Origin of the sequence: Mesorhizobium sp. M0598 (assembly GCF_040320865.1) — a bacterium.
Classification (GTDB): domain Bacteria; phylum Pseudomonadota; class Alphaproteobacteria; order Rhizobiales; family Rhizobiaceae; genus Mesorhizobium.
Map to the genome: position 1 here is coordinate 19,041 of NZ_JAMYQL010000021.1, position 24,667 is coordinate 43,707.

Annotated in this window: 19 protein-coding genes; 16 read left to right on the forward strand and 3 right to left on the reverse strand. The window is 63.0% G+C overall.

Annotated elements, in window-relative coordinates; genetic code table 11:
- Positions 1–23: 23 nt before the first annotated feature.
- Entirely contained in the window at positions 24–1,097 is a 1,074-nt protein-coding gene (locus NKI59_RS22910) for a Gfo/Idh/MocA family protein (RefSeq protein ID WP_502896945.1), read from the reverse strand.
- 60 nt (positions 1,098–1,157) lie between these two features.
- Positions 1,158–1,814, reverse strand: coding sequence for a GntR family transcriptional regulator (locus NKI59_RS22915; protein WP_352592469.1), 657 nt, complete (start codon positions 1,812–1,814; stop codon positions 1,158–1,160).
- Between the two features lie 225 nt (positions 1,815–2,039).
- Here NKI59_RS22915 and NKI59_RS22920 point away from each other — a divergent pair, with 225 nt between their 5' ends.
- Entirely contained in the window at positions 2,040–3,197 is a 1,158-nt protein-coding gene (locus tag NKI59_RS22920; protein ID WP_352592472.1) for an LLM class flavin-dependent oxidoreductase, read from the forward strand.
- A complete protein-coding gene (locus tag NKI59_RS22925) occupies positions 3,197–3,679 on the forward strand; it encodes a flavin reductase family protein (protein WP_023674185.1) in 483 nt (160 codons plus the stop codon). The genes NKI59_RS22920 and NKI59_RS22925 overlap by 1 nt, the downstream gene beginning before the upstream one ends.
- Here the strand turns inward: NKI59_RS22925 and NKI59_RS22930 are convergent.
- A complete protein-coding gene (locus tag NKI59_RS22930) occupies positions 3,664–4,731 on the reverse strand; it encodes a LacI family DNA-binding transcriptional regulator (protein ID WP_352455781.1) in 1,068 nt (355 codons plus the stop codon). The genes NKI59_RS22925 and NKI59_RS22930 overlap by 16 nt on opposite strands.
- 111 nt (positions 4,732–4,842) lie before the next feature.
- On the opposite strand from NKI59_RS22930, the gene bglB reads away from it, so the two are divergent.
- From bglB to NKI59_RS23000, 14 genes are all read left to right on the forward strand, one after another.
- Entirely contained in the window at positions 4,843–5,943 is a 1,101-nt protein-coding gene (bglB, locus tag NKI59_RS22935; protein ID WP_352592475.1) for a beta-galactosidase BglB, read from the forward strand.
- Complete coding sequence (gene kduI / locus NKI59_RS22940; RefSeq protein WP_051406061.1) at positions 5,940–6,773, forward strand: 5-dehydro-4-deoxy-D-glucuronate isomerase; 834 nt, start codon at positions 5,940–5,942, stop codon at positions 6,771–6,773. The genes bglB and kduI overlap by 4 nt, the downstream gene beginning before the upstream one ends.
- Positions 6,770–9,289, forward strand: a complete 2,520-nt coding sequence (locus NKI59_RS22945) for a hypothetical protein (protein ID WP_502901094.1) — start codon at positions 6,770–6,772, stop codon at positions 9,287–9,289. The genes kduI and NKI59_RS22945 overlap by 4 nt, the downstream gene beginning before the upstream one ends.
- Before the next feature lie 89 nt (positions 9,290–9,378).
- Complete coding sequence (locus tag NKI59_RS22950; protein ID WP_352592478.1) at positions 9,379–10,647, forward strand: ABC transporter substrate-binding protein; 1,269 nt, start codon at positions 9,379–9,381, stop codon at positions 10,645–10,647.
- On the forward strand, positions 10,644–11,666 hold the full coding sequence (locus NKI59_RS22955; RefSeq protein ID WP_502901095.1) for a carbohydrate ABC transporter permease: 1,023 nt from the start codon (positions 10,644–10,646) through the stop codon (positions 11,664–11,666). Before NKI59_RS22950 ends, NKI59_RS22955 begins: the two co-directional genes overlap by 4 nt.
- On the forward strand, positions 11,663–12,715 hold the full coding sequence (locus NKI59_RS22960; RefSeq protein WP_023674192.1) for a carbohydrate ABC transporter permease: 1,053 nt from the start codon (positions 11,663–11,665) through the stop codon (positions 12,713–12,715). Before NKI59_RS22955 ends, NKI59_RS22960 begins: the two co-directional genes overlap by 4 nt.
- A 7-nt stretch (positions 12,716–12,722) precedes the next feature.
- Positions 12,723–13,811, forward strand: a complete 1,089-nt coding sequence (locus NKI59_RS22965; protein ID WP_352592481.1) for an ABC transporter ATP-binding protein — start codon at positions 12,723–12,725, stop codon at positions 13,809–13,811.
- 248 nt (positions 13,812–14,059) lie between these two features.
- Entirely contained in the window at positions 14,060–14,758 is a 699-nt protein-coding gene (locus NKI59_RS22970; protein WP_352592484.1) for an MFS transporter, read from the forward strand.
- A 307-nt stretch (positions 14,759–15,065) separates the two neighbouring features.
- Positions 15,066–18,194 (forward strand): PAS domain-containing protein, encoded by a 3,129-nt coding sequence (locus NKI59_RS22975; protein WP_352707088.1) that lies wholly within the window; start codon positions 15,066–15,068, stop codon positions 18,192–18,194.
- 374 nt (positions 18,195–18,568) lie between these two features.
- Entirely contained in the window at positions 18,569–21,403 is a 2,835-nt protein-coding gene (locus NKI59_RS22980) for a sensor histidine kinase (RefSeq protein WP_352707128.1), read from the forward strand.
- On the forward strand, positions 21,403–22,044 hold the full coding sequence (locus tag NKI59_RS22985) for a response regulator transcription factor (protein WP_352622879.1): 642 nt from the start codon (positions 21,403–21,405) through the stop codon (positions 22,042–22,044). The genes NKI59_RS22980 and NKI59_RS22985 overlap by 1 nt, the downstream gene beginning before the upstream one ends.
- 2 nt (positions 22,045–22,046) lie before the next feature.
- A complete protein-coding gene (locus NKI59_RS22990; RefSeq protein WP_023716983.1) occupies positions 22,047–22,436 on the forward strand; it encodes a response regulator in 390 nt (129 codons plus the stop codon).
- Positions 22,426–23,109 (forward strand): response regulator transcription factor, encoded by a 684-nt coding sequence (locus NKI59_RS22995; protein WP_031211078.1) that lies wholly within the window; start codon positions 22,426–22,428, stop codon positions 23,107–23,109. Before NKI59_RS22990 ends, NKI59_RS22995 begins: the two co-directional genes overlap by 11 nt.
- A gap of 560 nt (positions 23,110–23,669) precedes the next feature.
- Complete coding sequence (locus tag NKI59_RS23000) at positions 23,670–24,650, forward strand: alpha/beta fold hydrolase (protein WP_502894826.1); 981 nt, start codon at positions 23,670–23,672, stop codon at positions 24,648–24,650.
- Positions 24,651–24,667: the final 17 nt, after the last annotated feature.

Here is a 24,667-nt window from a genome sequence, read left to right on the forward strand (position 1 = left end):
TGGTCCGGTAATGCGTCGTCGGCCTAGGTCGGCAACGCGAATTCACCGGCGAGTTCGATGGCGCGGCCTTCGCGGGCCGATCTCTGGGCGGCAACACCCATGACGACGGCCCACCAGCCGTCTTGCAAGGTCACTTCCACCTTGCCTTGTCCGCGCACCGCAGCGGTGAAGCGGGCGTGCTCGAAATAGGTCGAACCGTTATGGTCGCCTGCCTCGAGCAGCCGGGGGTCGACGGGAATCTCCAGCAGTCGTGGTCCAGGCGGATTGCGCGGACTAACGATCAACTGGGGCACTGGCGCAGGGCCAAGGTGGGTCGGCCAGAAACGGCCTGGTCCGGGCACCAGACATTCGATCTTTCCGTCGCCGCCGACAGCGCAGAGTTCCTCCTGGTAGCGGCTGCCCTCGGCAAACATGCACAGTTCCAGCATGGCGCGCGCGCCGCTCGCGAAATCAACCAGCACATAGCCATGGTCAAGGATATCCGGCCTCTCACCGCCATAGCGTTCGTCGAGATGGTTTACGGCCTGTCCAGCGCTCGCCATCACGCGGACGGGGTCCGATCCGAGGATCAGCCGCATCAGGTCGAAGAAGTGGCAGCACTTCTCGACGAACGTGCCGCCGGTGTTGCGGTTGAAGCGGTTCCAGTCGCCGACCTTGGCCAGAAACGGGAAGCGGTGCTCGCGGATCGTCAGCATGCGGATGCCGCCGGTGGCGTGGCGCGCCTGCTCGACGAATAGGGCGACGGGGGGCATATAGCGATATTCCATAGCCACCCAGACGAGCGGAAGCCGAGCTTTCAACGCCGCGATCAGCCCCTCGTCGGCGCCCTCGGTGAAGAGCGGCTTTTCCACCAGTACCGGCAGTGGTCGAAGCGCGGCGATCTGCTCCATCTGACCGAGGTGCTGGTGGTTGGGGCTGGCGATCAAGACGCAGTCCACCTCATCCATGGCCAGCAGTTCGGCGATCGATGCCGCCGATCGCGCGCCCGACGCCGTCGCCAGCGACGCCGCCAACATGCCGGGGTCCGGCTCGACGATCGCGGCCACATGCGCGTCGGGCAACAGAGCGATATTGCGGATATGCTCGCGGCCCATCATGCCGCAGCCGATGATGCCGTAGCCGATCGATGATCTGGTCACGCTGCGTCTTCCTCCGGCCTATCTGAAACGCGTGACGTACCGCGCCGCGCCCGGATCGAACCAGCTGCGGGAATATTCCGCGCTGGCGCCGTCGCCAGCCCAGGCGATACGTTCTATGAACCCCACGACCGTCCCCGGCGGTGGCCTGAATTCGAGCGGGGCCCAGTCCGGCGCGGGTGCGACGGCAACATGGTCTTCGGCGCGAACGATCGAAAAGCCGAGCGCGAGCCGGTAGTGGAGATAGAGGGATTCCGACAAATCCTCGCGCTTGAGCCGCTCGGCGCGGCTGACGTCCAGCCAGATCTCCTCGACCGCGGCCGGCTCGCCGTCGAGCCGCCGCAGCCGGCGTATACGGTGGGCTTCGCCGGCGCTGCCGAATTGCGGCATGTCGGCGGGCTTGCGCAGTCGCTCGACGGACAGCACGTCGGCGCTCGGCAGGCCGCCGCCGCCGATACGCTCCAGGCGAAAGAAAGCATAGACCCCGAGCAGGTCGCCGCGCGCCCGCACATAGTTACCCGAGCCCTGGATGCGGTCGAGAAGGCCCTTTTCGGTCAAATCTGCCAGCGCCCGCCTGAGCGTGCCGACGGCAATCCCGAGGCTCGCGGCCATCTCGCGCTCGGGCGGCAGCCGCGCCCCGTCGGCCAGCCGTCCGGCCGCGATTTCGCGGATCAGCATTTCGCTGGTCTGCAAGTGCACAGGCAAGGGCCCGCGCATCTGGCTGGATCGGTGGCCGGGGTCCGCCCTTGTCAAATGCATCCGGTGTCCAATCGCATCCCGGTTTCGGGTTTGGCTCAAATTGATCCAGTATTGATCTACACCAAAACGAATGCTAAGCAAGCCCTATTCGCAGCTCCGGACCTCTTTGAAGAATGGCCCGGGCTTCTTTTTTGAAGAGTGGCAATGAGCATCGTCCCAATCACCTCGCCGGATCTCGATGCAGCCGAAGTCTCGTGGTTCGCCGCACTCTGCTCGGACGACTATCGCTATCTCGGTGTGCCGCACGGCGCGTTGCGCTCGAGCTGGGCGCATTGCTCCGAGATCGTGAAGACGTCCGAGGAACTAGGTTTCCGCAACATCTTGTGTCCGTCGTCCTATCAGGTCGGCCAAGACACGCTGAGCTTCGTAGCCGGCTGCGCGCCGATCACCTCGAAGATCAATCTGCTCGCCGCTGTGCGCTGCGGCGAGATGCAGCCGATCATGCTGGCGCGCACGATTGCGACGCTGGATCACATGCTGGAAGGCCGGCTGACGGTGAACATCATCTCGTCTGACTTTCCGGGCGAGACGGCCGACAGCGCCTACCGTTATCAGCGTTCGCGCGAGGTTGTGCAGATCCTGCGCCAGGCCTGGACCAGGGACAGCATCGATTTCGAGGGCGAGGTCTATCGCTACAAAGGACTCTCGACGGCGCCAGCGAAGCCCTATCAGCAAAATGGCGGCCCGCTGCTCTATTTCGGCGGTTATTCGCCCGACGCGCTCGAGCTTTGCGCCGAACAGTGCGATGTCTACCTGATGTGGCCGGAAACCAGGGAGGAACTTGCCGGCCGCATGAAGGCCGTCCACGAACGCGCCGAGCGCCATGGGCGGACGCTCGACTACGGCCTGCGCGTCCACATGATCGTGCGCGATACCGAGGCCGAGGCAAAGGAATATGCCCGGGAGCTGGTTTCGAAGCTGGACGACGAGCAGGGCAGGGCGATCCGCGAGCGCGCGCTCGACGCCCGATCGCTCGGCGTATCGCACCAAGCCAGGAACCGCCAGATCGCCGATGCCGAAGGCTATGTCGAGCCGCATCTGTGGACGGGCGTCGGGCGGGCGCGCTCTGGTTGCGGCGCGGCGCTCGTGGGCTCGGCCGATCAGGTTCTGTCGGAAATCGAGACGTATATGAAGATGGGGATCCGCGCCTTCATCTTTTCCGGCTACCCGCATCTCCACGAGGCGCGTCATTTCGGCACCAAGGTGCTGCCCCAGCTCAAGACATGCTCGCTCCCGCACGCCTATGGCCGTGTGCCGGAACGGACCCCGGCGACACCATTGGGAACGGGGGAGCGCCGCTGATGGAGCATGTCGTGTGCGATCCACGCCTTTTGCGCAATGCCTTCGGGCGCTTCGCCACCGGCGTCACGGTCGTCACCACCGGCACGGCCGACGGCCCGGTCGCAATCACTGCCAACAGCTTCTCATCCGTGTCGCTCGATCCGCCGCTGGTGCTCTGGTCTATCGGCCGCCACTCGCGCCGGTTCGAAGCCTTCGCCAATTCCGCGCACTACGCCATTCACGTGCTGGCGGAAGATCAAATCGATCTGTGCTGGCGTTTTTCGAAGTCGGGGACGGACTTTGCCGATCTTGACCTGTCGTGGAGCGAGCACGGCGTGCCATTGCTGCCGCGCGCACTGGCGCGGTTCGAATGCAGCGTCGCCGACCGCTTCCCGGCTGGCGACCATATGATCCTGCTTGGACGTGTCCTTGAACTGCAGACGCAAGAGGGTTTGCCGCTGCTCTTTGCTGGCGGCAAGTCGCGCGCTCAAGAGGCCAGTTGATGACCGCCGGCGCCGCTTCGGGCTGGTGCCGTCGACTGGCGCACCACGAGATTGCAGGCAAGTTCGACGCGACGCGGCGGCGACCCCGAATGGGCCATATCGTCGAGCAGCAGGCTAAGCGCCGCCGATCCGATCTCGCGCATGGGAATGTGCATCGCCGTCAGCGGCGGGTTGCAGAAGGCAGCGAGCGGCAAGTCGTCCATACCGACCACGGACACATCGCCAGGCACCGAATATCCGGCCTCCTGGACGCCGGCGATGGCACCAAACGCCAAGCTGTCGCCGGCCGTCAGCACGGCGGTGAAATCGAGGCCACGGGCCGCGATGCGCTCGGTCACGGCCCTGCTCGCAAGTTCCGGCAGCCAGTCCTGCACCTCAACCACGAAGTCGTCGAAGCCGGCAATTCCGGCTGTGATCAGCGCGTCGCGCCAACCTTCGTAGCGCCGCTCGATCGTGCGCCGGCCACGCCGCATCAGGAACAGGATGCGGCGGTGGCCGAGGCCGATCAGATGCTGCGCCGCAAGCATGGCGGCAGAGCGATTGCAGGGCGTCACGCTCGAATGGCGCATCGAGGGATCGTCGCCGTTGACGAGCACGATCGGCTTGGCGAATCCGGCTGTCAGCGTCAGCACATCGTCATCGTCCAGCGTCAGAAACAGGCAGCCGGCGACGCTGTCGTCGCGCTCGGATTCACGCAGCAGCGCGATTTCGTCCTCGGGCGCCGAAACCGGCCGGGTCACGAGTTCGACGCCCAGCAACCGGGCGCGCTCGTTGAGTCCATCAAGGACATGGTAGGTGAACTGATTGCGGGCACTGTCCACCATTGCCACGCTGCTTGCGGCCAGGATGACCTTGCGGCCGGCAACCGAGGCGGGAATGGCATAGTTCATCGACTTCGCCGTTTCGATGATCCTGGTGCGAAGCTCGTCCCTCACGCCGCCGACGCCGCTCAGCGCACGGGAGGCGGTGCTGACCGACACGCCGCAACGCGCCGCTATCTCTTCAAGTCGAATGCGGCGGCTGGGGCGGCCGCGCTTGCCCTGGATATTCATCCGCTCCGTCACCTCCGGCAAAGTCATCCGATTAATGCAAAAAATTTTCAGATTGCGCAAGAAAAATGGCTGTGAAACAGTTCCGATGAAGCGGGAGAAACGGGAGGAGTGATGCCGCTATCGGCCGAACGCCTGAATTCCGTGCTTGCCAGCCTTGTGGCCGGCATGACCGGCTTGCGTCATGACGGGCGGTTCCATGAGCCGAATCTCGACGGCACGCCGGGCGACTATGTCAGCTTCGACAGCTGGGAATGGCCGCAAGGCGTCGGGCTCTACGGGCTGATTCGGCTGTGGGCGCAGACCGGCGACGATCGGCTGCTGCAGACGATCGAGGCCTGGTACGACCGACGCATCGCTGCCGGTCTCCCTGCGATGAACGTCAACACCACCGCGCCCCTTTTGGCGCTAAGCGAATTGTGGCGGCGCCGGCGCCAGCCGCGCTTCGAGCCGGTGCTGCGCGAATGGGCCGAGCGGGTGGCCACCGCCTTGCCACGGACGCCCGAAGGCGGTTTCCAGCATGATGTTTCGGACCGGGTCAACGACGACGAATTGTGGGACGACACGCTGTTCATGGTGGCGCTGTTCCTCGCATCCTACGGCCAGGCTGCCGGCCAGCGTCGCTTCGTCGAGGAAGCAGAAAGGCAATTCCTGGTCCACGCCCGTTATCTCGCTGACCCGGCATCAGGGCTGTGGTTTCACGGCTGGACGTTCGCGGGACGGCACAATTTCGCCCGCGCGCGTTGGGCGAGAGGCAATGCCTGGATTACCGTCGGCATCCTGGAACTGGTGGAGTTCGCCGAAATTGCACCTTCGGTCCGGGCCTATCTGCTCGGCGTGCTGGACACGCAGATCAACGCCCTGCTCGAGGTGCAGGCAGGTTCGGGCGCATGGCACACTCTGCTCGACGACCCGACATCTTACGAGGAGATTTCCGCCACGGCCGGCTTCGGCTACGGGTTGATGAAGGCCGCGCGGCTCGGAATCGGCTCGACAGAGTGCCGTGCCGCCGGCCTCCGCGCCTTGGAAGCCGTGGTAGCCAACATCGATGACAAAGGTGTGGTGGCGAACGTGTCCTATGGCACACGCATGGGCGCCGACCTGCAGTTCTATCGCGATATACCCATCCATCCGACGGGCTACGGGCAGGCGCTGGCCATTCTGTGCCTGACCGAAGGGGCGCGTCATCTGCAGTCGAAGGTGGAGGCGGCATGATGCGGACGCTCTATGGCGCGTCGCCGGGCGATATTGCCGGCATGGACACGGACCGGCTGAGGGCCGAGTTCCTCGTCGACGGCTTGTTCCGGCCTGGCGCGATCGAATTCGTCTACACCCATGTCGACCGCATGATCGTCGGTGGCGCGGTGCCGCTGGCCAACCCGCTGGCATTCGGCGACGGGGCCGAAGTCGGCACCCCGCTCTTCTTTGACGCGCGCGAGATGGGCATCGCCAATCTCGGCGGCAATGGCACGGTCGCGGTGGACGGCCGGCGCTTTCACGTGGCTAACCGCGACATCGTCTATGTCGGACGCGGAGCGCGTGAGGTGACGCTGGAGAGCGACGATCCGGAGAGGCCGGCACGCTTCTACATGAACTCGGTGCCGGCTGGCGCCGATATTGCGCACCGTCTCATCGTCAGCAGCGAAGCCAGGCCGCTTGTGCTCGGCGAGGAGGCCCGTGCGAACAGGCGCACGCTGCGTATGTACATCCATCCCGAAGTGGCCCCGTCCTGCCTCTTGCTGATGGGGATCACCGACCTCGCGCCGGGCAGTGTGTGGAACACCATGCCGCCGCATCTGCATGAGCGGCGCATGGAAGCTTATTGCTATTTCGACCTCGCCGAGGCCGACCGTGTAATCCATCTGATGGGCCGGCCAGACAAGACGCGCCACCTGATGGTCGCTGACGGCGACGTCGTCCTGTCGCCTGCCTGGTCTATCCATATGGGTGCCGGCACCGGCCCTTATGCCTTCGTCTGGGGCATGACCGGCGAGAACCAGGCCTACACCGATGTCGATCCAGTTGCCGTGAAGGATTTGCGATGAGCGAGGCCGCGCAAAGCGTTCGGACGGATTTTACGCTGCGCCGGCCGCTCATGGCGGGGCAGCCAATCGTCTATTGGCGGCTCGGGTCTATCGCCGAGCAACGCTACGACGTGGCCGACCAGCCCATGCAAGGCGAGATGGATCCCTTCTTCTTCCTGACCAAGCACAAGAATTTCATTCCCCACGAATATCCGTGCCGCACGCAGTTCGCAGCGGAACGACGCGGCAAGCGACCACAGGTCAGCGCCGAATTCGGCGCCGAGCGCATCTGGCTGCCCTTCGCCTCGCCGCGCATCGACCTATCGGGCTTCTGGTTCCGGCCGACGGTGCTTGGAACCTGGGCCGAGACCACCATCGAGGCTGCCTCGACTGGCGAGGCGCTGGTGCGGCTGCGCACATGCGGCGGCGCCACACTCTTTGCCAATGGCGAGGAAGCCGGCTGGATGGCGCCCTACGGCCGCAATCTGGAAAGTGCCGAGCACTTCAAGATCGCGCTGCGGGCCGGCCGTAACGACATTCGCGTGTGGTTCGACGATCTCGCCGAGCGCGACGCCCGCTACTATTTCCAGCTCGATTATCTATCCGGTCCGGCTGCTTCGGTGGCACTGCGGATCGAAGTCGAGAGCGGCGTTGCCGATGCGATGGAAGCAGCCCTTGACGACATGCATTTCGACCGTCCCGCCTATGACGGCGGCGAGGTGGCGCTCGTCACCGGGGTGGCCCTGCCGCGCGACGCGCAAGTCGAGATCGAGATCGAAGGCGATTTCATGTCGATCGAGACGCCGGTGCGCTTCGCCTTCGATCTGCCGGCGGGCCAGACGCGGCTGCCGATCGCCGATACCGAGCAGCTGCCGGCCGACTTTCGCCATTTCAAGGTGGCGCTGACGGTCGCAGACCATGCCGTATCGCGTGTCTTCGGCGTCGAGATATGCCACACGCGCCGTCAGGGCGATGCGCCGGAAACGCTTACCGCGCGTATAGATGAAGCCCTGCGCGAGGTCGCCGGTCACGCCGAGGCCGATACGGTGCGCGCGCTGGCGCGCCTGGCGATCGGACAGCAGGGCGCCGAGACCGACGCCATGATCTCCAGCACGCTGCCGGCGATCGAGGATTGTCACGATTGCGCCGACTTCATCCTGGTGCCGCTGCTGTGGTGCCGCAAGGCCTATGGCGATCGGCTGGAAGCGAGCCTGCGCGCGCGCGTCGACAACGCCATCCTCGGCTATCGCTACTGGATGGACGAGCCCGGCAATGATGTGCAGTGGTACTTCTCCGAGAACCACGCGCTGCTCTTCCACACCGCCGCCTATATTGCCGGGGGCCTGTTGCCTGATGTGCGGTTCGTGCGGTCGGGCCGCCTTGGCCGCGAACAGTCCGCGGTTGGAGCAGCGCGTGTACGCGCCTGGCTCGACCATTTCGAGGCATGGGAGATGGCCGAGTTCAACTCGGCGCCTTATTTCCCGATCGACCTCAAGGGCCTGTGCGCGCTCTACGCGCTGGCCCCGGACAAGGACATCGCCGAACGTGCCGGCAAGGCAATCATACGCCTGCTTGAACTCGTCGCCCGCTCGGCGCATCGCGGCGTCCTCACCGGGGCGCAGGGCCGCTCCTATGAGCACACGCTGCGCGCCGCGTGTTCCCTGGAATTATCCGGCATCTGCCGCATGCTTTGGGGCAAGGGCAACTACGGCATGCGCTTTCACGCGCTGCCGCAGCTGGCACTCTGCCTGCGGGATCACGATTTGAGCGTTCCGGACGGGTTGGCAGCCATTGCTTCCCTCACCGACGATACGGCGTGGGAATGGACTTTTGCGCAGGGACAAAATCGCTTCGCGCGGCTCTACCACTACAAGACGCGCGACCATGCGATGGGCAGCGCCGCTGGCTACCGCTGGAACCAATGGGGTTATCAGGAGACCGTCATTCACGCCCGGCTGGGCAAGAATCCGGATGCGCAGATCTGGATCAACCACCCCGGCGAAGTGCTGCAGTCGGGATATGGCAGACCATCATATTGGGGTGGCTCAGGCACGTTGCCCCGCCTTCACCAATACCGCGACCTCGCCGTCGTCAGCTTCTCCTGCTCGGATGAACAGCCCGACTTCACGCACGCCTGGTTTCCCGTACGTGCCTTCGATGCCGTGCAAGTGGGTGGCGATCGGGCGTTCGCGCAATCGGGCGACGCCTTCGTCATGCTGAAGACGGATGTTCCGCTCACGCAGGTAGTGGCCGGCCCGACGGCCGGCAACGAGTTGCGGGCGGCGGGACGCAGGACGACATGGATCATTCGCCTCGGTGACCGGAATGCCAATCGGCCGGCCCTCGACGCCTGGACTGCCGTTTTTGGGGACCTGTCGGTGCGGTCGGGTCCCGACGGCGAGTTGATCGTCGAGGATCCGGAATACGGCACGGTGCATTTCCTCGCCGACGCAAGGATCGTGGCTGAGGGACGTACACTCGATCCGGCCAACTGGACCGTGCGCGGTGAGGCGATGCGCATGAAGCACAGAGAGTAGGGAGGAGATCGGCTGCGACGCTCAAGAGGAGGAGGGCGTAGCAGGCTTGAACCATCGGGGCGCCGCCCCGCTAAAGGAGGAGACGAAGCATGAATAAGACCCGCACTTTGCTGGCCGCGCTATCGGTCAGCCTGCTCGCATCGACCAGCGCGTTTGCCGGCGACGTGCGCATCATGTGGTATTCGGACGGTGTCGAGGGCGATGTCATCCAGGACATTCTGAACCGCTTCATGAAGGACAATCCCGACATCCACGTCACGCTCGACAACGTCGCCTACAAGGTGATCCAGGAGCAGTTGCCCATCCAGCTCGAAGCCGGCCAGGGTCCGGACATCGCCCGCGTCACAAACATCAAGGAGCTTGCCCAGCACTGGCTCGATCTCAGGCCACTGGTGGCCGATCCGAAATATTGGGAGGACAATTTCGCTGACACGCTGGACTGGATGCGCCCCGACGGCTCCAACGCCATCCCGGGTTTCATGACCCAGCTCACGCTCACCGGCGGCTTCGCCAACAAGACGCTGTTCGAACAGGCCGGCGTGCCGCTGCCCGGTGACAAGGCGACCTGGGACGACTGGATCAACGCCGCCGCCGAGGTGGCGAAGAGCCAGCAGCTTCCGGCTGCCTTCGCCATCGACCGTTCCGGTCACCGCATTTCGGGCCCGAATGTCTCCTTCGGAGCGAACTATATCGGCCCCGATGGCATGCCGGCGAAAGTGGACGACGGCACCAAGGCTTTCGTCGGCAGGCTCGTCGACTGGACCGCCAAGGGCCTGATGCTGAAGGATACCTGGGTTTCGGCGGCAGGCTCGACCTATCGCGCGGCCGCCGACGACTTCATCAACGCCCAGATCCCGTTTTATTATTCGGGCAGCTGGCAGGTCGCCAATCTATCGACCAAGATCGGCGATAGTTTCGACTGGGTGGCGACCGGCTCGCCTTGCGGTACCGCAGGCTGTTCGGGCGTGAAGGGCGGCGCGGCGCTGGTCGCCATCAAATACACGAAGAATCCCAAGGACGTCGCCAAGGTCATGGATTATCTAGCCCGTGAAGACGTGGTAAAAGAGTTCAGCGAGCGCACACTGTTTCTGCCCGCGCACAAGGGCGTCGTAGACAAGGGCGGGCTGAAATGGGTCTCGGCCGACAAGAACGTCGGTCCGGCGCTCGACAAGTTCGTCAAGGCGGCCGGTGAAACCCTGCCGGCGGCCGATGCGCTGCCGCCGTGGAAGTGGGCCAACGCTTACTTCGCCGCGCTGGTGACGCGCGTCAGCCAGGTGATGGCCGGCGAGCTCAGCCTCGACGATGCCTGGGGCAGGATCGACCAGGATATCGCCGACAAGGTTGCCGAGGCGAAGTGACCGCCGCCGCGACACTGAAGGCATGGATTGGCGCCGCCCTCGCGGCGCCGGTCGTGTGGCTGGCGTCGATCATCAACGTGCCGCTGAAGTTCTGGCAGCGAGCGACGGGCACCGGCGGCATGGCCGCGTTCTTCCTCGCCCCAAACATGGCGATCTTCGGCATTTTCGTCCTGGTGCCGATGATCATCAACTTTTTCTATTCGGCCACGTCGGGAACGGCCTACTTCCTGCAGGACCGAACCTATGTTGGGCTCGAGCAATATCAGCGCCTGCTCGATTGCGGCAACTACCTGGACACTGCCACTTGCCACGAGGATCTCTTCTGGAACGCCGTGCACAATACCGGCCTGTTCGTCGTCGTGCAGGTGGCGCTGATGACGGTCGTGTCGATGGCGACAGCGTTGATCCTCAACCGCGAGATCGTCGGGCGCAGCTTCTGGCGCGCGGTGTTCTTCTTTCCGGTGCTGCTGTCGCCCGTCGTCACCGGCCTGATCTGGCGTTGGATCCTGCAGCGCCAGGGCCTGCTCAACCTGATCGTCCATGATCTGGGCGGCGAGCCGCACAATTGGCTGACAGACCGTTTCTGGGCTTTCACCGCCGCGGTCAGCGTTTCGGTTTGGGCACATATGGGCTTCTATACGCTGATCTTGCTTGCCGGATTGCAGGCGATCCCGCGCGACCTTTACGAAGCGGCCGAGATGGACGGCACGAAGCCGGCGCGGGTGTTCTGGCGCATCACGCTGCCGCTGCTGATGCCGAATCTGCTTGTCGTCATCGTACTGGCGCTGATCCGCGCTGTGCAGATCTTCGACGAAGTCTATGTGCTGACGGGTGGAGGGCCGGGAACCTCGACCCTCTATATCACGCAGTACATCTATGAGATCGGCTTCGCCTCCCTGCTGCGCAACCCGGGGCTGGCTTCGGCGGCTTCGATCCTGATGGGGTTGGTGCTGGTCGTGCTCACCTTGGTTCAGCTGCAGGTTGGACGCCGGGGTGAGCGGAAAGGAGCCCGCGAATGAGCGGCGTGATGACATTCCTGACCCGCCGGCGCGGCGGTCGCGGCTGGCACTGGACGGATATCGTGAGCTGGCTGTGGCTGCTCGGCGGCGTTGTCATCATGTTCGGCCCGGCCGTCTGGCTGGTGGGTTCGTCATTCAAGACGCCGGCACAGCTCGCCGAGTTCCCGCCGACCATAATGCCTTATGTCAGCCAACACGCGAGGGTCGAAGGCTACGACAAGCCGCTGACCCTCTACAGGGTGAAGTTGCCGGATGGTTCGACCAAGGTGCTGGCCGAGGTGCGGCGCATCGGCATCGTGGCGCAAATGGTGGATCCGCAGGCGCCGAACGATATCGTGAAGGTCAACATCGCCGACCGGCAGCCGGTGCGCGAAATCGGCTTCGCGACGGAGAATTACACCGAGCCCTTCGTCCATTTCGACTTCCTGCGCTATCTGCGCAATTCGGTTTTTGTGACGGCAATGGCAACGCTGATCACGCTGCTCACCAATTCGATGGCCGCCTTCGCCTTGTCGAAATACAAGTTCCGCGGTCGCGATCTGACGATGCTTGTGATCGTCGGTACGCTGATGGTGCCGCTGTCGGTCATCCTGGTGCCGCTCTATTCGGTTGTGGGCGCCGTCGGACTGCTCGATTCGCTGTGGGGCGTGATCTTGCCGACCGTGGCGACGCCAACCGGCGTCTTCCTGCTGCGCCAATATATGCTGACTATCCCCGACGAGCTGCTCGATGCGGCGCGCATGGACAACGCTTCCGAATGGCAGATCTACTGGCGCATCGTATTGCCGCTTGCAGCACCGGCGCTCGCCGTGCTGGCGATCTTCTCGGTCGTCTGGCGCTGGAACGACTTTCTGTGGCCGCTGGTGGTGCTGTCGCGCAAGGAACTCTACACACTCCAGGTCGGCCTCAACACCTATGCCGGCCAGCTAAACGTGCAGTGGCACTACATCCTGGCGATGACCGTGGTGACGATGATCCCCGTCGTCCTCGTCTTCGTCTTCCTGCAGCGTTACATCACTTCCGGCATTGCCGGCACCGGGCTGAAGTGAGGATGTCATGGGACGGATAACGCTGACCAACATTGATCGCGCTTACGGCAAGATGAAGATCTTGCACGGTATCAACCTCGACGTCGGTGACGGCGAGATGCTGGTCCTCGTCGGCCCGTCGGGTTGCGGCAAGTCCACGCTGCTGCGGTTGATTGCCGGGCTCGATCGGCCGACCGACGGCAAGGTCGAGATCGACGGGGTCGACGTCACCAACGTTTCGGCCGCGCAACGCGGTCTGGCGATGGTGTTCCAGTCTTACGCGCTCTACCCGCACATGAGCGTGCGCCAGAACCTCGCCTTCGGGCTTGAAAACATTCGTATGCCGAAGGCCGAGATCGACGCGCGGATCACGGAAGCGACGCGCATGCTGGAAATTGCTCCCTATCTAGACCGCCGGCCCGGTCAATTGTCGGGCGGCCAGAAGCAGCGCGTGGCGATCGGCCGTGCGGTGGTGCGCAATCCGACCGCCTTTCTGCTCGATGAACCGCTGTCCAACCTCGATGCCGAACTGCGCATCACCATGCGCGCTGAACTGGCGGGCCTGCACCGGCGGCTGGCAACCACGATGGTCTACGTCACCCATGACCAGATCGAGGCGATGACGCTGGCGGACCGCATCGTGGTCATGCGCTCGGGGCGGATCGAACAGGTCGGCCGGCCGCTCGATCTCTACAACGCGCCGGCCAACCTGTTCGTCGCCGGCTTCATCGGCGCGCCGCGGATGAACCTGCTGCCGGTGAAGGTGCGTTCGGCAAGCGGCGCCGAGGTGCGTGTCGAAGGTCCAGGCGGGCTGTCGGCCTCGATCGCCGCCGACGGGGTCGCGCTGAAACCGGGAGACGACGCGACGCTTGGCATCCGGCCACACGACATCCAACTTTCGAATGGCAGCAAGGGATCGGTGGAAGCGCGGGTAACGCTGGCCGAGGCGTTGGGACCGGAAACCGTTGTCCACGCCACCATTGCCGGCGACGGCAAACTTATCGCCGTTCTCAAGCAGCAGGGCGTTGAAACGCAAGGGCCGCCGATCAACCTCGCTCTGCCGCCGGAGCGCATGCATCTCTTCGATGCCGCCGGGCTGCGTGTCGCACCGCGTTAGCCGGCGGCAAGATAGCGGGTTGCTTTTCATGAACCGTCGCAACTGCGCACAGCGAACGCGTTGCGCGCTTGTCAAAATAGGTGAACGTTAAGACAACCGAACGCTTCAAGAGGGCGCCCTCTGCGATCATTGCTGCCAGGGTCTTCGGCAATACGGAGGTTCGCGCCGGCACGTTCGCGCGCCTGAATCCGGCTGACTGATAATACGACCTGTGCTGAGGTTCAGTACGAACTACCGATCAGGTTCTGTTGTCCGGCTTCGTCATCCAAAGGACCGGGATGCGCCCGATCACGCTTGCGCCATTTGGCATTCTGCTCTTCGCAGGCGCGATGTGGCTGCTGTCCGCTTCGACGAGCGGTAGCGGATCACCGGACCTGACCCTTGCTCTGCTGCTGCGAGGATTCGGCCTCGGCCTTCTGTTCGTGGCACTGACGCTGGTTACGCTGCAGGGCCTTGCCGCCAATGCGCTGCCGTTTGGCATCGGGCTATTCAACTTCGGCAAGCAGGTGGGCGGTCTGACCGGCACAGCCCTCTTGCAAACGTATATTGATCACCAGAATGTCCACAACCGGACGATACTGGCGTCCCACCTCGTCAATGGCGATCCAGCCGTAGACCAGCGCTTGAAAGCAACTGCGAACGCTCTGGCGAACAGTGTCGACAGCACTGCGGCGACAAAGGCCGCCCTGCCGCTGCTGCAGCGCGCGCTTGAGAAGCAGGTCGCCACGATCTCGTTCGACGAAGCTTTCTTCGCGCTCGTCCTGCTGTTCGCGGTCGCTGCGCCCTGTCTCATTCTGTCTCATTGTCGCCAAACAATTGCTCGGCCGCCAAGCCGCTCCGCAGAACTAAAACCGCGTCCACGCCCTATACTTTGGAACAGATGTATTGGTCGGGAGAGCCATCCAGATTATCTCATGAGCCGTGTTAACCGGACGAGACAGGGATGACGAATGCAGAGGTTTTTCCGGCTTCACTCTGCAGCCGACGAAGAGGCAGCCGAGCGTCTTACCTGTCCGGCTCGTATTCCCAGTGGTAGGTGTTGATGCATCGATCCGCGTCGCTCCTCGCGCGAGGCCATCGTTAGGGCCCCCCGTAGCGGCGATATCTCCGCGCAATGCATGGATTTCCATGAGATGCAGCCGAGGCATGGCGGAACTAGATTTAGGCGGTGAGTTCGCCTGTCCAGATATTGAAAACAAGTGCTATATCAAGCGCTGACCGTCCCCAGGCTTTTTTGTCCGACAGGAGAAGCCAATGACAGCAGCGTCCAACTCACTTGGCGAAATCGACCCCGAAGCAACGCTTGCGCTGCAAATCATCGAGAGCATGCCCGGCCACGCGTGGGCAGCCGATGCCGCCGGAAGATTCACCTATCTCAGCCCAAACACCCTGGCGTTCCTCGGCAACACGCATGAGGGTCTCAACACTTCCGAAGACGACGATGAGTTCGGCTGGCGTCGAGCCGTCCATCCCGACGATTATGATCCTGTAGCCGCCAGATGGCGGCATTGCCTCGAAACCGGCGATCCCTATGATACCGAGCATCGCCTGCGGCGCGCCGATGGCGTCTATCGCTGGTTTCGAAGCTCAGGACGACCATTTCGCGATAGCCAGGGGCGCATCGTTCAATGGTACGGCACGACAATAGACATTGAGGACCAGAAGCGGGCCGAGTCAGCATCGCGTGACCGGGAGCGGGAACTCTCGCAGCTCGTGGACATGGTCCCGAGTCACATCTGGCGGCTCGATCCCGACGGCGAGCCGATCTTCTTCAATGGGCGCATGGTCGACTTTCTCGGCCTCGATGTAGCGGATCTGGACCGACCGGGCATGAGCCGGCTGGCGGTGATGATACAGGCCGCCGTTCATCCGGACGACGCGGCAGCATTCGGCGATGCACTCCGTGGTTGCTTCGCTACCGGTGCGAGCTTCGCGATGCGCTATCGCCTGCGCCGTGCCGATGGCGTCTATCGCTGGATGTCGAGCCGGGCGGAGCCGATGCGCGATGACGCTGGCCGCATCGTCCAGTGGTACGGCCTCTGTCACGACATAGACGATCAGATGCACACCGAAGCGGCGTTGCGGCAGAGCGAGCAGCAACTTCAGCACATGATCGACGCGGTGCCGGTCCGCATCTGGAGTGTGATGCCGACCGGCGGGCCGGTCTACTTCAACAAGCGATACCAGGACCATTTCCGCTCCGTTATCGCGAACTTTGATGTGCTCGGCGAGCCGGGCATCGAAACGTTGCTGCACGAGGTGATTCATCCCGAAGATGCGCCCGAGGTGCAGCGCACGTTGTTGAGGTGTTTCGAAACTGGCGGCGGCTCCGCGATGCGGTTTCGCTGGCGCGAAAAAGACGGCACCTATCGCTGGGCTGAGTGTAGGGTCGAGCCGCGACGCGATGACGACGGAACGGTAGTGCAGTGGTACGGGGTTTCTCTCGACATCGACGATGAGGTGCGCGCGCAGGCGGCGTTGCGCAAAAGTGAGCGGCGCCTTCAGCAGCTGATCGACACCGTGCCCGCTTTGATCTGGAGTACGACACGGGAAGGGACGCCTTCCTACGTCAACAAACGGTTCACCGATGTAACCGGGGCCACGCTCCACGACATCACCGCCCCGGACGGCTCGCCGTCGCTGAGCGTGATCCATCCAGACGATATCGACACCGCACGGCAGGCGATCCGCCATTCATTCGCAACGGGCGTGCCTTACGTTCAGAGATATCGCCAGAGGCGGGCCGACGGCGGCTATCGCTGGACCGAGACTCGCGCCGAGCCGCTGCGCGACGAAGATGGCAGCATTCTCCAATGGTACGGCGTGAGCGTCGACATCCATGACCTGGTGACCACGCAAGCCGCGTTGCACGACCGGGAACGAGAGCTCTCGCAACTCGTCAACATGGTTCCGAGCTACCTCTGGCGGTTGTCTCCCAACGGTGAGCCGACCTTCTTCAACAAGCGCCTGATAGATTTTCTCGGCCTGGACATAGCGGACGCGGAAAAGCCGGACACGAGCCGGCTGGCGGCCTTCATTGCCACCGTCGTCCATCCCGACGATGCAGCCAGCCTGAGGGAAGCACTCGACAGCTGCTTTGCCACCGGCGAGCGATTCTTCATGAAGTATCGCCTGCGCCGCGCCGATGGCGTTTATCGTTGGATGGAGGGCCGTGCGGAGCCACTGCGGGACCAGGGTGGACGCATCGTCCAATGGTACGGCCTTACGCACGACATCGACGATCAGCTGCGCGTCGAAGAGGCGCTGCGCGAGAGAGAACGGGCTCTCTGGCAGCTAGTTGAAACGCTGCCGGCAATGATCGATTGCGCCGCGCCGGATGGCGAACCGATATATCGTAGCCAGCAGCTCCGCGAATTCCTCGGATACAATCTTGAGGAATTGGACGAAGCGGGAAAGTCCCGGCTGGCTGGCACACTCGACGCCGGTGTTCATCCCGACGACCTGACAGGTGTCAAAGAGAGATATGCCGATTGTCTGTCCACAGGCGAGCCGTATGCGCGACGGCACCGTCTGCGGCGCTTCGATGGTGAATATCGCTGGGTCGAGACGCGCGCCGCGCCGATGCGCAACGCTGAAGGCGCCATCGTGCAGTGGAACGTTATCTGCCTCGACATCGAAAATGAGATGCGGACACAAGAGGAGCTTCGGCTGGCACAAGAGAGACTTGCGCGTGCGAGCCAGGCGGCGAGCCTTGCCGAACTCTCCGCATCCATCGCTCATGAGGTGAACCAGCCGCTGGCCGCCATCGTCGCCAACTCCAACGCATGCCACCGTTGGCTGTCCGCCGAGCCCCCGAACGTCGAGCGCGCGAAGATCACGGCCGAGCGTATCATCCGCGATGCCAACTCGGCGGCGGATGTCGTCAGCCGCATCCGTGCCTTGTTCAGACCTTCGCTTGAAATGAGAACCAGCACACCGATCCCCAGCGTCGTTGCCGAAGCACGTGACCTTATGGCCGAGGAAGCCATGCGGCGTCGCGTTCGCATGGACATCGACGTCGAAAGCAACCTTCCGCTGGTTGCGTTCGATCGCGTCCAGATCCAGCAGGTCCTGGTCAATCTCATTCGCAACGGCATGGAGGCGATGGACACCACGGCGGGCGACAAGGTTCTCGGAATGCGCGTGCGCCGGATAGAGGACACGATCCAGACCGAGGTCCGCGACCGAGGCCCGGGTATCGAACGTCCTAACAAGATATTCGAGCCGTTCTTTACAACGAAAGGGAACGGAATGGGCATGGGGCTCGCGATCTCCCGTTCGATCATCGAGTCTCACGGCGGACGCCTTTGGGCGGAGAATAGCGTGCCGCGTGGGGCGACATTCATCTTCACCCTCCCGGTTGAAGCGAAAGCTGCGCAATAACTGGCGGCGCTCAGTAAGCGCTTGGTTTTTTCGGCTCTCGGTGAAGGGGCGCCGCCGCCCCGTGCAATGCATGGATTTCCATGAGGTGCGGTTGGGGCGTGGCGGGATTAGGGTGGCGACGTGAGTCCGTCAGCCCAGTCCAGCTATCAAGAGCAAGTGCCACACGAAGCGCCGACAATCTCCAGAGTTTGTTTGTCCGTCAGGGGCACCCGATGACGACAGCGCCCGACTTACTTGGCGAGACCGATTCCAGCGCAACGCTCGCGTTAACGCATGACTTGGACCGATCCGGACCGGGAAGTGGCCGACCTTTCGCGACGAATGAACCGGGCCTGATTCGCGGCAACCTGATTAGCGATCTTGAAAGAGGCGGGTTGTCGCGCGTCTGGTCGCACCGTCCCCAATTCTTGCATCTGGGGCTTTTTATTACGGCCTATGTCCTGGGCTGCGGCTTCGCCCAGTCGCTCGCAATCATACCTGGAACAGGGATTTCCATTTGGCCTCCGAGCGGGCTTTTCATCGCTACGCTTGTCTTCGCCTCCAGGTATAGCTGGCCGTGGTGGGTGCTGGGGGGCTGTCTGGCAGAACTGTTCAGCAACTTCTTGTGGTTCCACACTCCGCTGCCCGCGGCCTTCCTGATCTTTGCCGGCAACGCTCTTGAAGCGGTGGCCGGCGCATGGCTTGTGAACCAGACCTGCAAGCGCCCAGTTCGGCTGGAAACGTTGCGGGACGTTCTCGCATTCGTCGCACTGGCCGCTGGAGTTGCGCCAGTTGCAAGCGCGACGGTGGGAAGTGCGGCGCTTTCGTGGTTTGGCATACAATCGCAAACCTTTGCGACGGCTTGGCCGCTGTGGTGGATCGGAGACGCGACGGGAGTCCTGATCGTAGCGCCACTGGCGCTGGTCGTGTTCCAGAACTGGCGCGGCAAGGCGCAGCTCTCGGCAGCGCGATGGATGGAAGCTTGCGTCCTGAGGCTGATCTTTCTTGGTATCGCCGCCCTTTCCTTGAGCGGCTATCTGCCCTTCGCCTACATCATCATGCCGCCTCTTCTTTGGGCCGCGGTGCGCTTTGAGTTCCGAGGCGCCGCCGTAGCATTGACCGTTCTCGCTCTGATCACGGCGGTATTCACGATATCCGGCGCCAGCCAATTTGCCGGCGATCCCGAGTCCCAGAAGCACAACCAGATCATGCTGCAGCTTTTTCTGGCCATCTCGGCATTTTCGGCGCTCGTCGTGGCCGCCATTTCCAGGCAGCATCAGGCGGCGGTGCTCATTTTGCGCCAAAGTGTGGAGACCTTGCGGGAGCGGGAGCGAGAACTCTCGTTGCTGGTCGAAATGATCCCCGCTCACATCGCCCGTATGGCGCCCAACGGCGAACCAACCTTCTTCAGCAAGCGCACGACAGACTATATCGGCCTCAACGACATCGCGGGCTGGGACAAGCCGGGCACGAGCCGCCTGGCGACCGTAGTCGCGGCAGCCGTCCATCCCGACGATGGACCCAGGATGAGAGAATGGCTCAGCCGCTCCCTCGCCACCGGCGAACCCTATCCCATAAGGTATCGCCTGCGTCGCGCTGACGGTGTCTACCGCTGGAGGGAGGGCCGCGCCGAGCCGCTGCGGAACCAGAGTGGGGCGATCGTGCAATGGTACACGGCCAGCATCGACATCGACGATGAGGTGCGCGCGCAGGAGGCATTACGCGACCGGGAGCGGGAGCTCTCGCAGCTTGTCGACATGGTTCCGAGCCACGTTTGGCGCCTGACGCCGGACGGCGAGCCGACCTTTTTCAACAAGCGAATGGTCGACTTTCTCGGCCTTGACGTAACGGATTTGGACAAACAGGGCATCGGCCGGCTGGCGGCGATGATAGCGGCCACCGTCCATCCGGACGACGCAGCAGCATTCGGCGATACGCTCAGTCACTGCCTTGCTACCGGCGAGCGCTTCTCCATGAGGTATCGCCTGCGCCGCGCCGATGGCGTCTATCACTGGATGTCGAGCCGGGCAGAGCCGATGCGCGATCACGCTGGCCTGATCGTGCAGTGGTACGGCCTCTGTCACGACATAGACGATCAGATGCAAGCCGAAGAGGCGCTGCGGCGGAGCGAATTGCAGCTTCAGCAGATGATCGACGCTGTGCCGGTCCGCATTTGGAGCGCGATGCCGACCGGCGGGCCGGTCTACTTCAACAAGCGATACCAGGACCATTTCCGCGCCGTCATCGCCAATTTCGAAACACTCGGAGAGCCGCGCATCGAGGAATTGCTGCAAGAACTGGTTCATCCCGAAGATGCTCCCGAGGTGCTGCGCACGTTGCTGAGCTGTTTCGAAACAGGCGGCGGTTCCGCGATGCGGTTTCGCTGGCGCGAAACAGATGGCTATCGCTGGGCGGAGTGCAGGGTCGAGCCGCGGCGTGATGAAGACGGCGCGGTTGTGCAATGGTACGGGGTTTCCCTCGACATCGACGAAGAGGTGCGCGCCCAGGAAGCGCTGCGACAAGCCTCCGACAAACTCGCGCAAGCCACTCAGGCTGCAAGTCTCGCCGAGCTTTCCGCTTCGATCGCGCACGAGGTGAATCAGCCGCTGGCCGCGATCGTCGCCAATTCCCATGCATGCCACCGTTGGCTGTCCGCCGCCCCTCCGAACGTCGAACGCGCGAAGATTACGGCCGAGCGCATAATCCGGGACGCCAATTCGGCGGCGGACGTCGTCGGCCGCATTCGCGCGCTGTTCAAGCAATCCACCGAGACGAGGACCAATGCGACGCTCAGCAGTGTCATCGCAGAGGCACGCGACCTCGTGACCGAGGAAGCGATGCGGCGGGGCGTTCGCATCAGCGTTGATGTCGGAAGCGACATTCCGCTAGTCGCGTTCGATCGCGTCCAAATCCAGCAGGTTCTGGTCAATCTCATCCGCAACGGCATGGAGGCGATGGACTCTGGTGCGGATGACGGAGTTATCAGCATCCGCGTGCGCCATATCGGGGATATTGTCCGGACCGAAGTCAGAGATCGCGGCCGGGGCGTCGAGTTTCCCGACCGGATATTCGAACCGTTCTTTACCACGAAAGAGCAAGGGATGGGCATGGGACTGGCGATCTGCCGTTCGATCATCGAGTCGCACAGCGGGCGTTTATGGGTCGAGAAGAACGAACCACGTGGAGCGACGTTTATCTTCACGTTGCCGATTGAAGCGAAAGCGGCGTGATGACGACGGACGGCCAAATTGTCTTCATCGTAGATGACGATGAACGCATCCGGGAGGCGCTCAGTGAGCTGCTGGCCGCACATGGCATGCGTGCCGTAGCGTTCGGATCGGCGGGCGATTATATCCGCGCTGACAAGCCGGACGTCCCTGCCTGCCTCATCCTCGATATCGAGTTGCCGGATATTAACGGCCTCGATCTGCAGCGGCAGATTGCCGAGGGCGATCATCCGCCGATCGTTTTCCTGACGGGACATGGCGATATCCCGTCCTCGGTGCGTGCGATCAAGCACGGCGCCGTGGATTTCCTGACCAAGCCCTTCAGCGATGCAGACCTCATGGCCGCAATCCATGCGGCGATTGCCCAGGATCGGGTACAGCGATCGGAGCGCGCCGAGCTGGGTGTGTTGAAGCAACGTTATCTCGAGCTGACGCCGCGCGAACGTGAGGTGCTACCGCTGGTGGTCAGCGGCTTGCTCAACAAGCAGGCCGCCGCTGAACTGGGGATCAGCGAAGTTACGCTGGAAATTCATAGAAGGAACGTCATGCAGAAGATGGTCGCGGCGTCGCTCGCCGACCTAGTGCGCATCGCCGAGCGATTGGGAATACCGATCACGCACTCGCGCCGGGCAGGGGGTAACTGAGGGTGAGCAAGCGGAGGCCTGTCGTGGCGATTGTCGACGATGACCCAAGACTGCTCGAGTCGCTGGAGGACCTTCTGGAGTCCGCCGGGTATGTGGCCCGCAGCTTCTCGTCGGCGGGGGCGTTGCTGGTCAGCGGCCTGTCTGGATTGGACATGCTTATCACCGACATCGGGATGCCCGGCATGGACGGCTTTGAACTTCGTGACTTGGTCAAGAAGGCGCGTCCGGACCTGCCTGTGTTCCTGATCACGGGCCGCCACGAGATAGTGGATCAGCACCGCGCCAAGGGCATTGGCGGGCTTTTCCGCAAGCCGTTCGATGGCCAGGCACTGCTTGCGGCGATCGGCGACGCTTTACGCAACCCAGAAACGGAGGCTAAACATGAGAGTTGACCAATTGCCCTTACCGAGATCGACGCCATCATCACAGCAGCGAAGGGCTGAAGCCGAGCAGCCGCTGGTCATTATTGTCGATGATGATGCCTCTGTTCGGGAGGCGCTGTCTGAATTGATCCTGTCGGCGGGTTTCCTGCCGGTGTGCTTTACCTCAACCCGTGAATTGCTTGACGCCGACGTGTTGGAGAGCCCCGGCTGCTTGATCCTCGACGTGCGCATGCCGGGCACGAGCGGTCTCGATCTGCAGCACCATCTTGCGAAAAACGGCAACCCCAAACCCATCATCTTCCTGACCGGGCATGGCGACATCCCGATGACTGTCCAGGCGATGAAGGCCGGCGCCGTGGACTTTCTCACCAAACCGGTGCGGGATCAGACGCTGCTTGACGCTGTGATCGCCGGCATTGCGGTGGATGCCAAACGGCGGGCGGATGCCGTGATCGTCAAGCGCAATATCGAGCGCGTCGAGACGCTGACGCCGCGCGAGCGCGAGGTCCTGCGTGAAGTGGCGCGCGGACGCCTCAACAAGCAGATCGCCTTCGACCTCGGCATCAGTGAAGTGACGGTCAAGCTTCACCGCGGCAATGTCATGCGCAAGATGGAAGCCGCTTCCATCGGTGAGCTGATCCGGGCGTGGGAAACGCTGCCCGCGCCGATGCGCGAGGTCTAGAATTTGGCACAAGCCGATCCATGCCCATCCAATAGGATCGCCCGGCCCGCCCGGCCATTTCAGGTGCTTTCTCAGCGCGCCCAGGCCTTCCTGCCTGTTGGTACGCTCGTGCTGCTGCGGGTGATCCTGATGTACATCGGTGGTCCTGTTGGGTGTTTCGCGGCAAGGCCCGCGCCAAACATCGGTTACCACTGAGCGGCGCTCTTTGGCAGCGCCAGTCTGACCGACAAACTCGCAACATTTCATGCAACAGCAACTGACGCCGGCCGTGCCGCGTCGGTCCCCGCGCCGCTACCCAAGCCTAAATTGACGTGTGTCTATAAGAGCTTGCCTTAGCCCGGCCCTATCTTCGGCGTGCCTGCCCTGCACTTTGGCATCGTATGACAGATGCTTCCGTAGAGTAGGTTCGCGGCCCGGATCGGTGCATCCTGTTCCTCGCAAGCCATCACGACCGTCGCGTTTCTACCGCTCCTCGCTCGCTCCTCCCCGAACGCGACCGCACAGGCCGACTCGACGGTCGTGATGGTGAGCAGGATGTTCAAAGCACATGGATGGACATGATGAACAAAGACGGACTTTTCTCCGTCGGCGGATCTCGCCGCGATGTCTTGTTGGCAGGCCTGATCTCTACGGTTGCCGCCGGACTGCCCCGCGCTGCTTCGGCAACGAGCCGAAAACAAAACCTTCCCTCTTCCCCCTCAATCAAAGGAACCAAGACGATGAGCACCATCACGACCAAGGATGGCACCGAAATCTACTACAAGGATTGGGGCAAGGGTCCTGTCGTCACGTTCTCGCACGGCTGGCCGCTGAATTCCGACGCCTGGGACGGCCAGATGCTCTTTCTTGCCCATAACGGCTTTCGCGTCGTTGCGCATGACCGGCGCGGCCATGGCCGATCGAGCCAGGCCACGTCCGGCAACGACATGAACGGCTATGCGGACGATCTTGCAGCCGTGATCGAGGCGCTGGATCTCCGGGACGCCACGCTGGTCGGCCATTCCACCGGAGGAGGCGAGGTTGCTCGCTATATCGGACGGCACGGGACGAAGCGGGTGGCCAAGGCTGTTCTTATCGCCGCTGTTCCGCCGATCATGGTGAAAACGCCGGCCAATCCGGAAGGTCTGCCAATCGAGGTATTCGACGGCATAAGGGCTGGCCTCGTCAAGGATCGTTCGCAGTACTACCGGGACCTCGCACCGTTGTTTTATGGCGCGAACAGGCCGGGCGCCAAGGTTTCCCAGGGGACTCTGGATCAGTTCTGGCTCTGGAGCATGCAGGCGGGTCTCGTGAACGCGTACGAAAGCGTCAAGGCGTTCTCCGAGACCGATTTTACCGAGGACCTCAAGAAGTTCGACGTACCAACCCTCGTCCTGCATGGCGAAGACGATCAGATCGTCCCCGTCAAGGACTCGGCAGTCAAGTCGGCCCGATTGATCAAAGGCGCAAAGGATATCTATTACCCCGGCGCGCCCCACGGGATCACGGCCACACACCAGGATCAGGTCAATGCTGATCTGCTCGCCTTCATCAAAGGATAGCACGCCCTCAGTCACGA

What these genes read in the sequence shown, in the direction of transcription:
- NKI59_RS22945 (WP_502901094.1), top strand. Translation starts at nt 6,770, where the DNA reads ATGAGCGAGGCCGCGCAAAGCGTTCGGACGGATTTTACGCTGCGCCGG.
- NKI59_RS23000 (WP_502894826.1), top strand. Translation starts at nt 23,670, where the DNA reads ATGAACAAAGACGGACTTTTCTCCGTCGGCGGATCTCGCCGCGATGTC.
- NKI59_RS22960 (WP_023674192.1), top strand. Translation starts at nt 11,663, where the DNA reads ATGAGCGGCGTGATGACATTCCTGACCCGCCGGCGCGGCGGTCGCGGC.
- NKI59_RS22930 (WP_352455781.1), bottom strand. Translation starts at nt 4,731, where the DNA reads ATGAATATCCAGGGCAAGCGCGGCCGCCCCAGCCGCCGCATTCGACTT.
- NKI59_RS22975 (WP_352707088.1), top strand. Translation starts at nt 15,066, where the DNA reads ATGACAGCAGCGTCCAACTCACTTGGCGAAATCGACCCCGAAGCAACG.
- bglB (WP_352592475.1), top strand. Translation starts at nt 4,843, where the DNA reads ATGCCGCTATCGGCCGAACGCCTGAATTCCGTGCTTGCCAGCCTTGTG.
- NKI59_RS22915 (WP_352592469.1), bottom strand. Translation starts at nt 1,814, where the DNA reads ATGCTGATCCGCGAAATCGCGGCCGGACGGCTGGCCGACGGGGCGCGG.
- NKI59_RS22910 (WP_502896945.1), bottom strand. Translation starts at nt 1,097, where the DNA reads ATGATGGGCCGCGAGCATATCCGCAATATCGCTCTGTTGCCCGACGCG.
- NKI59_RS22965 (WP_352592481.1), top strand. Translation starts at nt 12,723, where the DNA reads ATGGGACGGATAACGCTGACCAACATTGATCGCGCTTACGGCAAGATG.
- NKI59_RS22985 (WP_352622879.1), top strand. Translation starts at nt 21,403, where the DNA reads ATGACGACGGACGGCCAAATTGTCTTCATCGTAGATGACGATGAACGC.
- kduI (WP_051406061.1), top strand. Translation starts at nt 5,940, where the DNA reads ATGATGCGGACGCTCTATGGCGCGTCGCCGGGCGATATTGCCGGCATG.
- NKI59_RS22925 (WP_023674185.1), top strand. Translation starts at nt 3,197, where the DNA reads ATGGAGCATGTCGTGTGCGATCCACGCCTTTTGCGCAATGCCTTCGGG.
- NKI59_RS22950 (WP_352592478.1), top strand. Translation starts at nt 9,379, where the DNA reads ATGAATAAGACCCGCACTTTGCTGGCCGCGCTATCGGTCAGCCTGCTC.
- NKI59_RS22995 (WP_031211078.1), top strand. Translation starts at nt 22,426, where the DNA reads ATGAGAGTTGACCAATTGCCCTTACCGAGATCGACGCCATCATCACAG.
- NKI59_RS22920 (WP_352592472.1), top strand. Translation starts at nt 2,040, where the DNA reads ATGAGCATCGTCCCAATCACCTCGCCGGATCTCGATGCAGCCGAAGTC.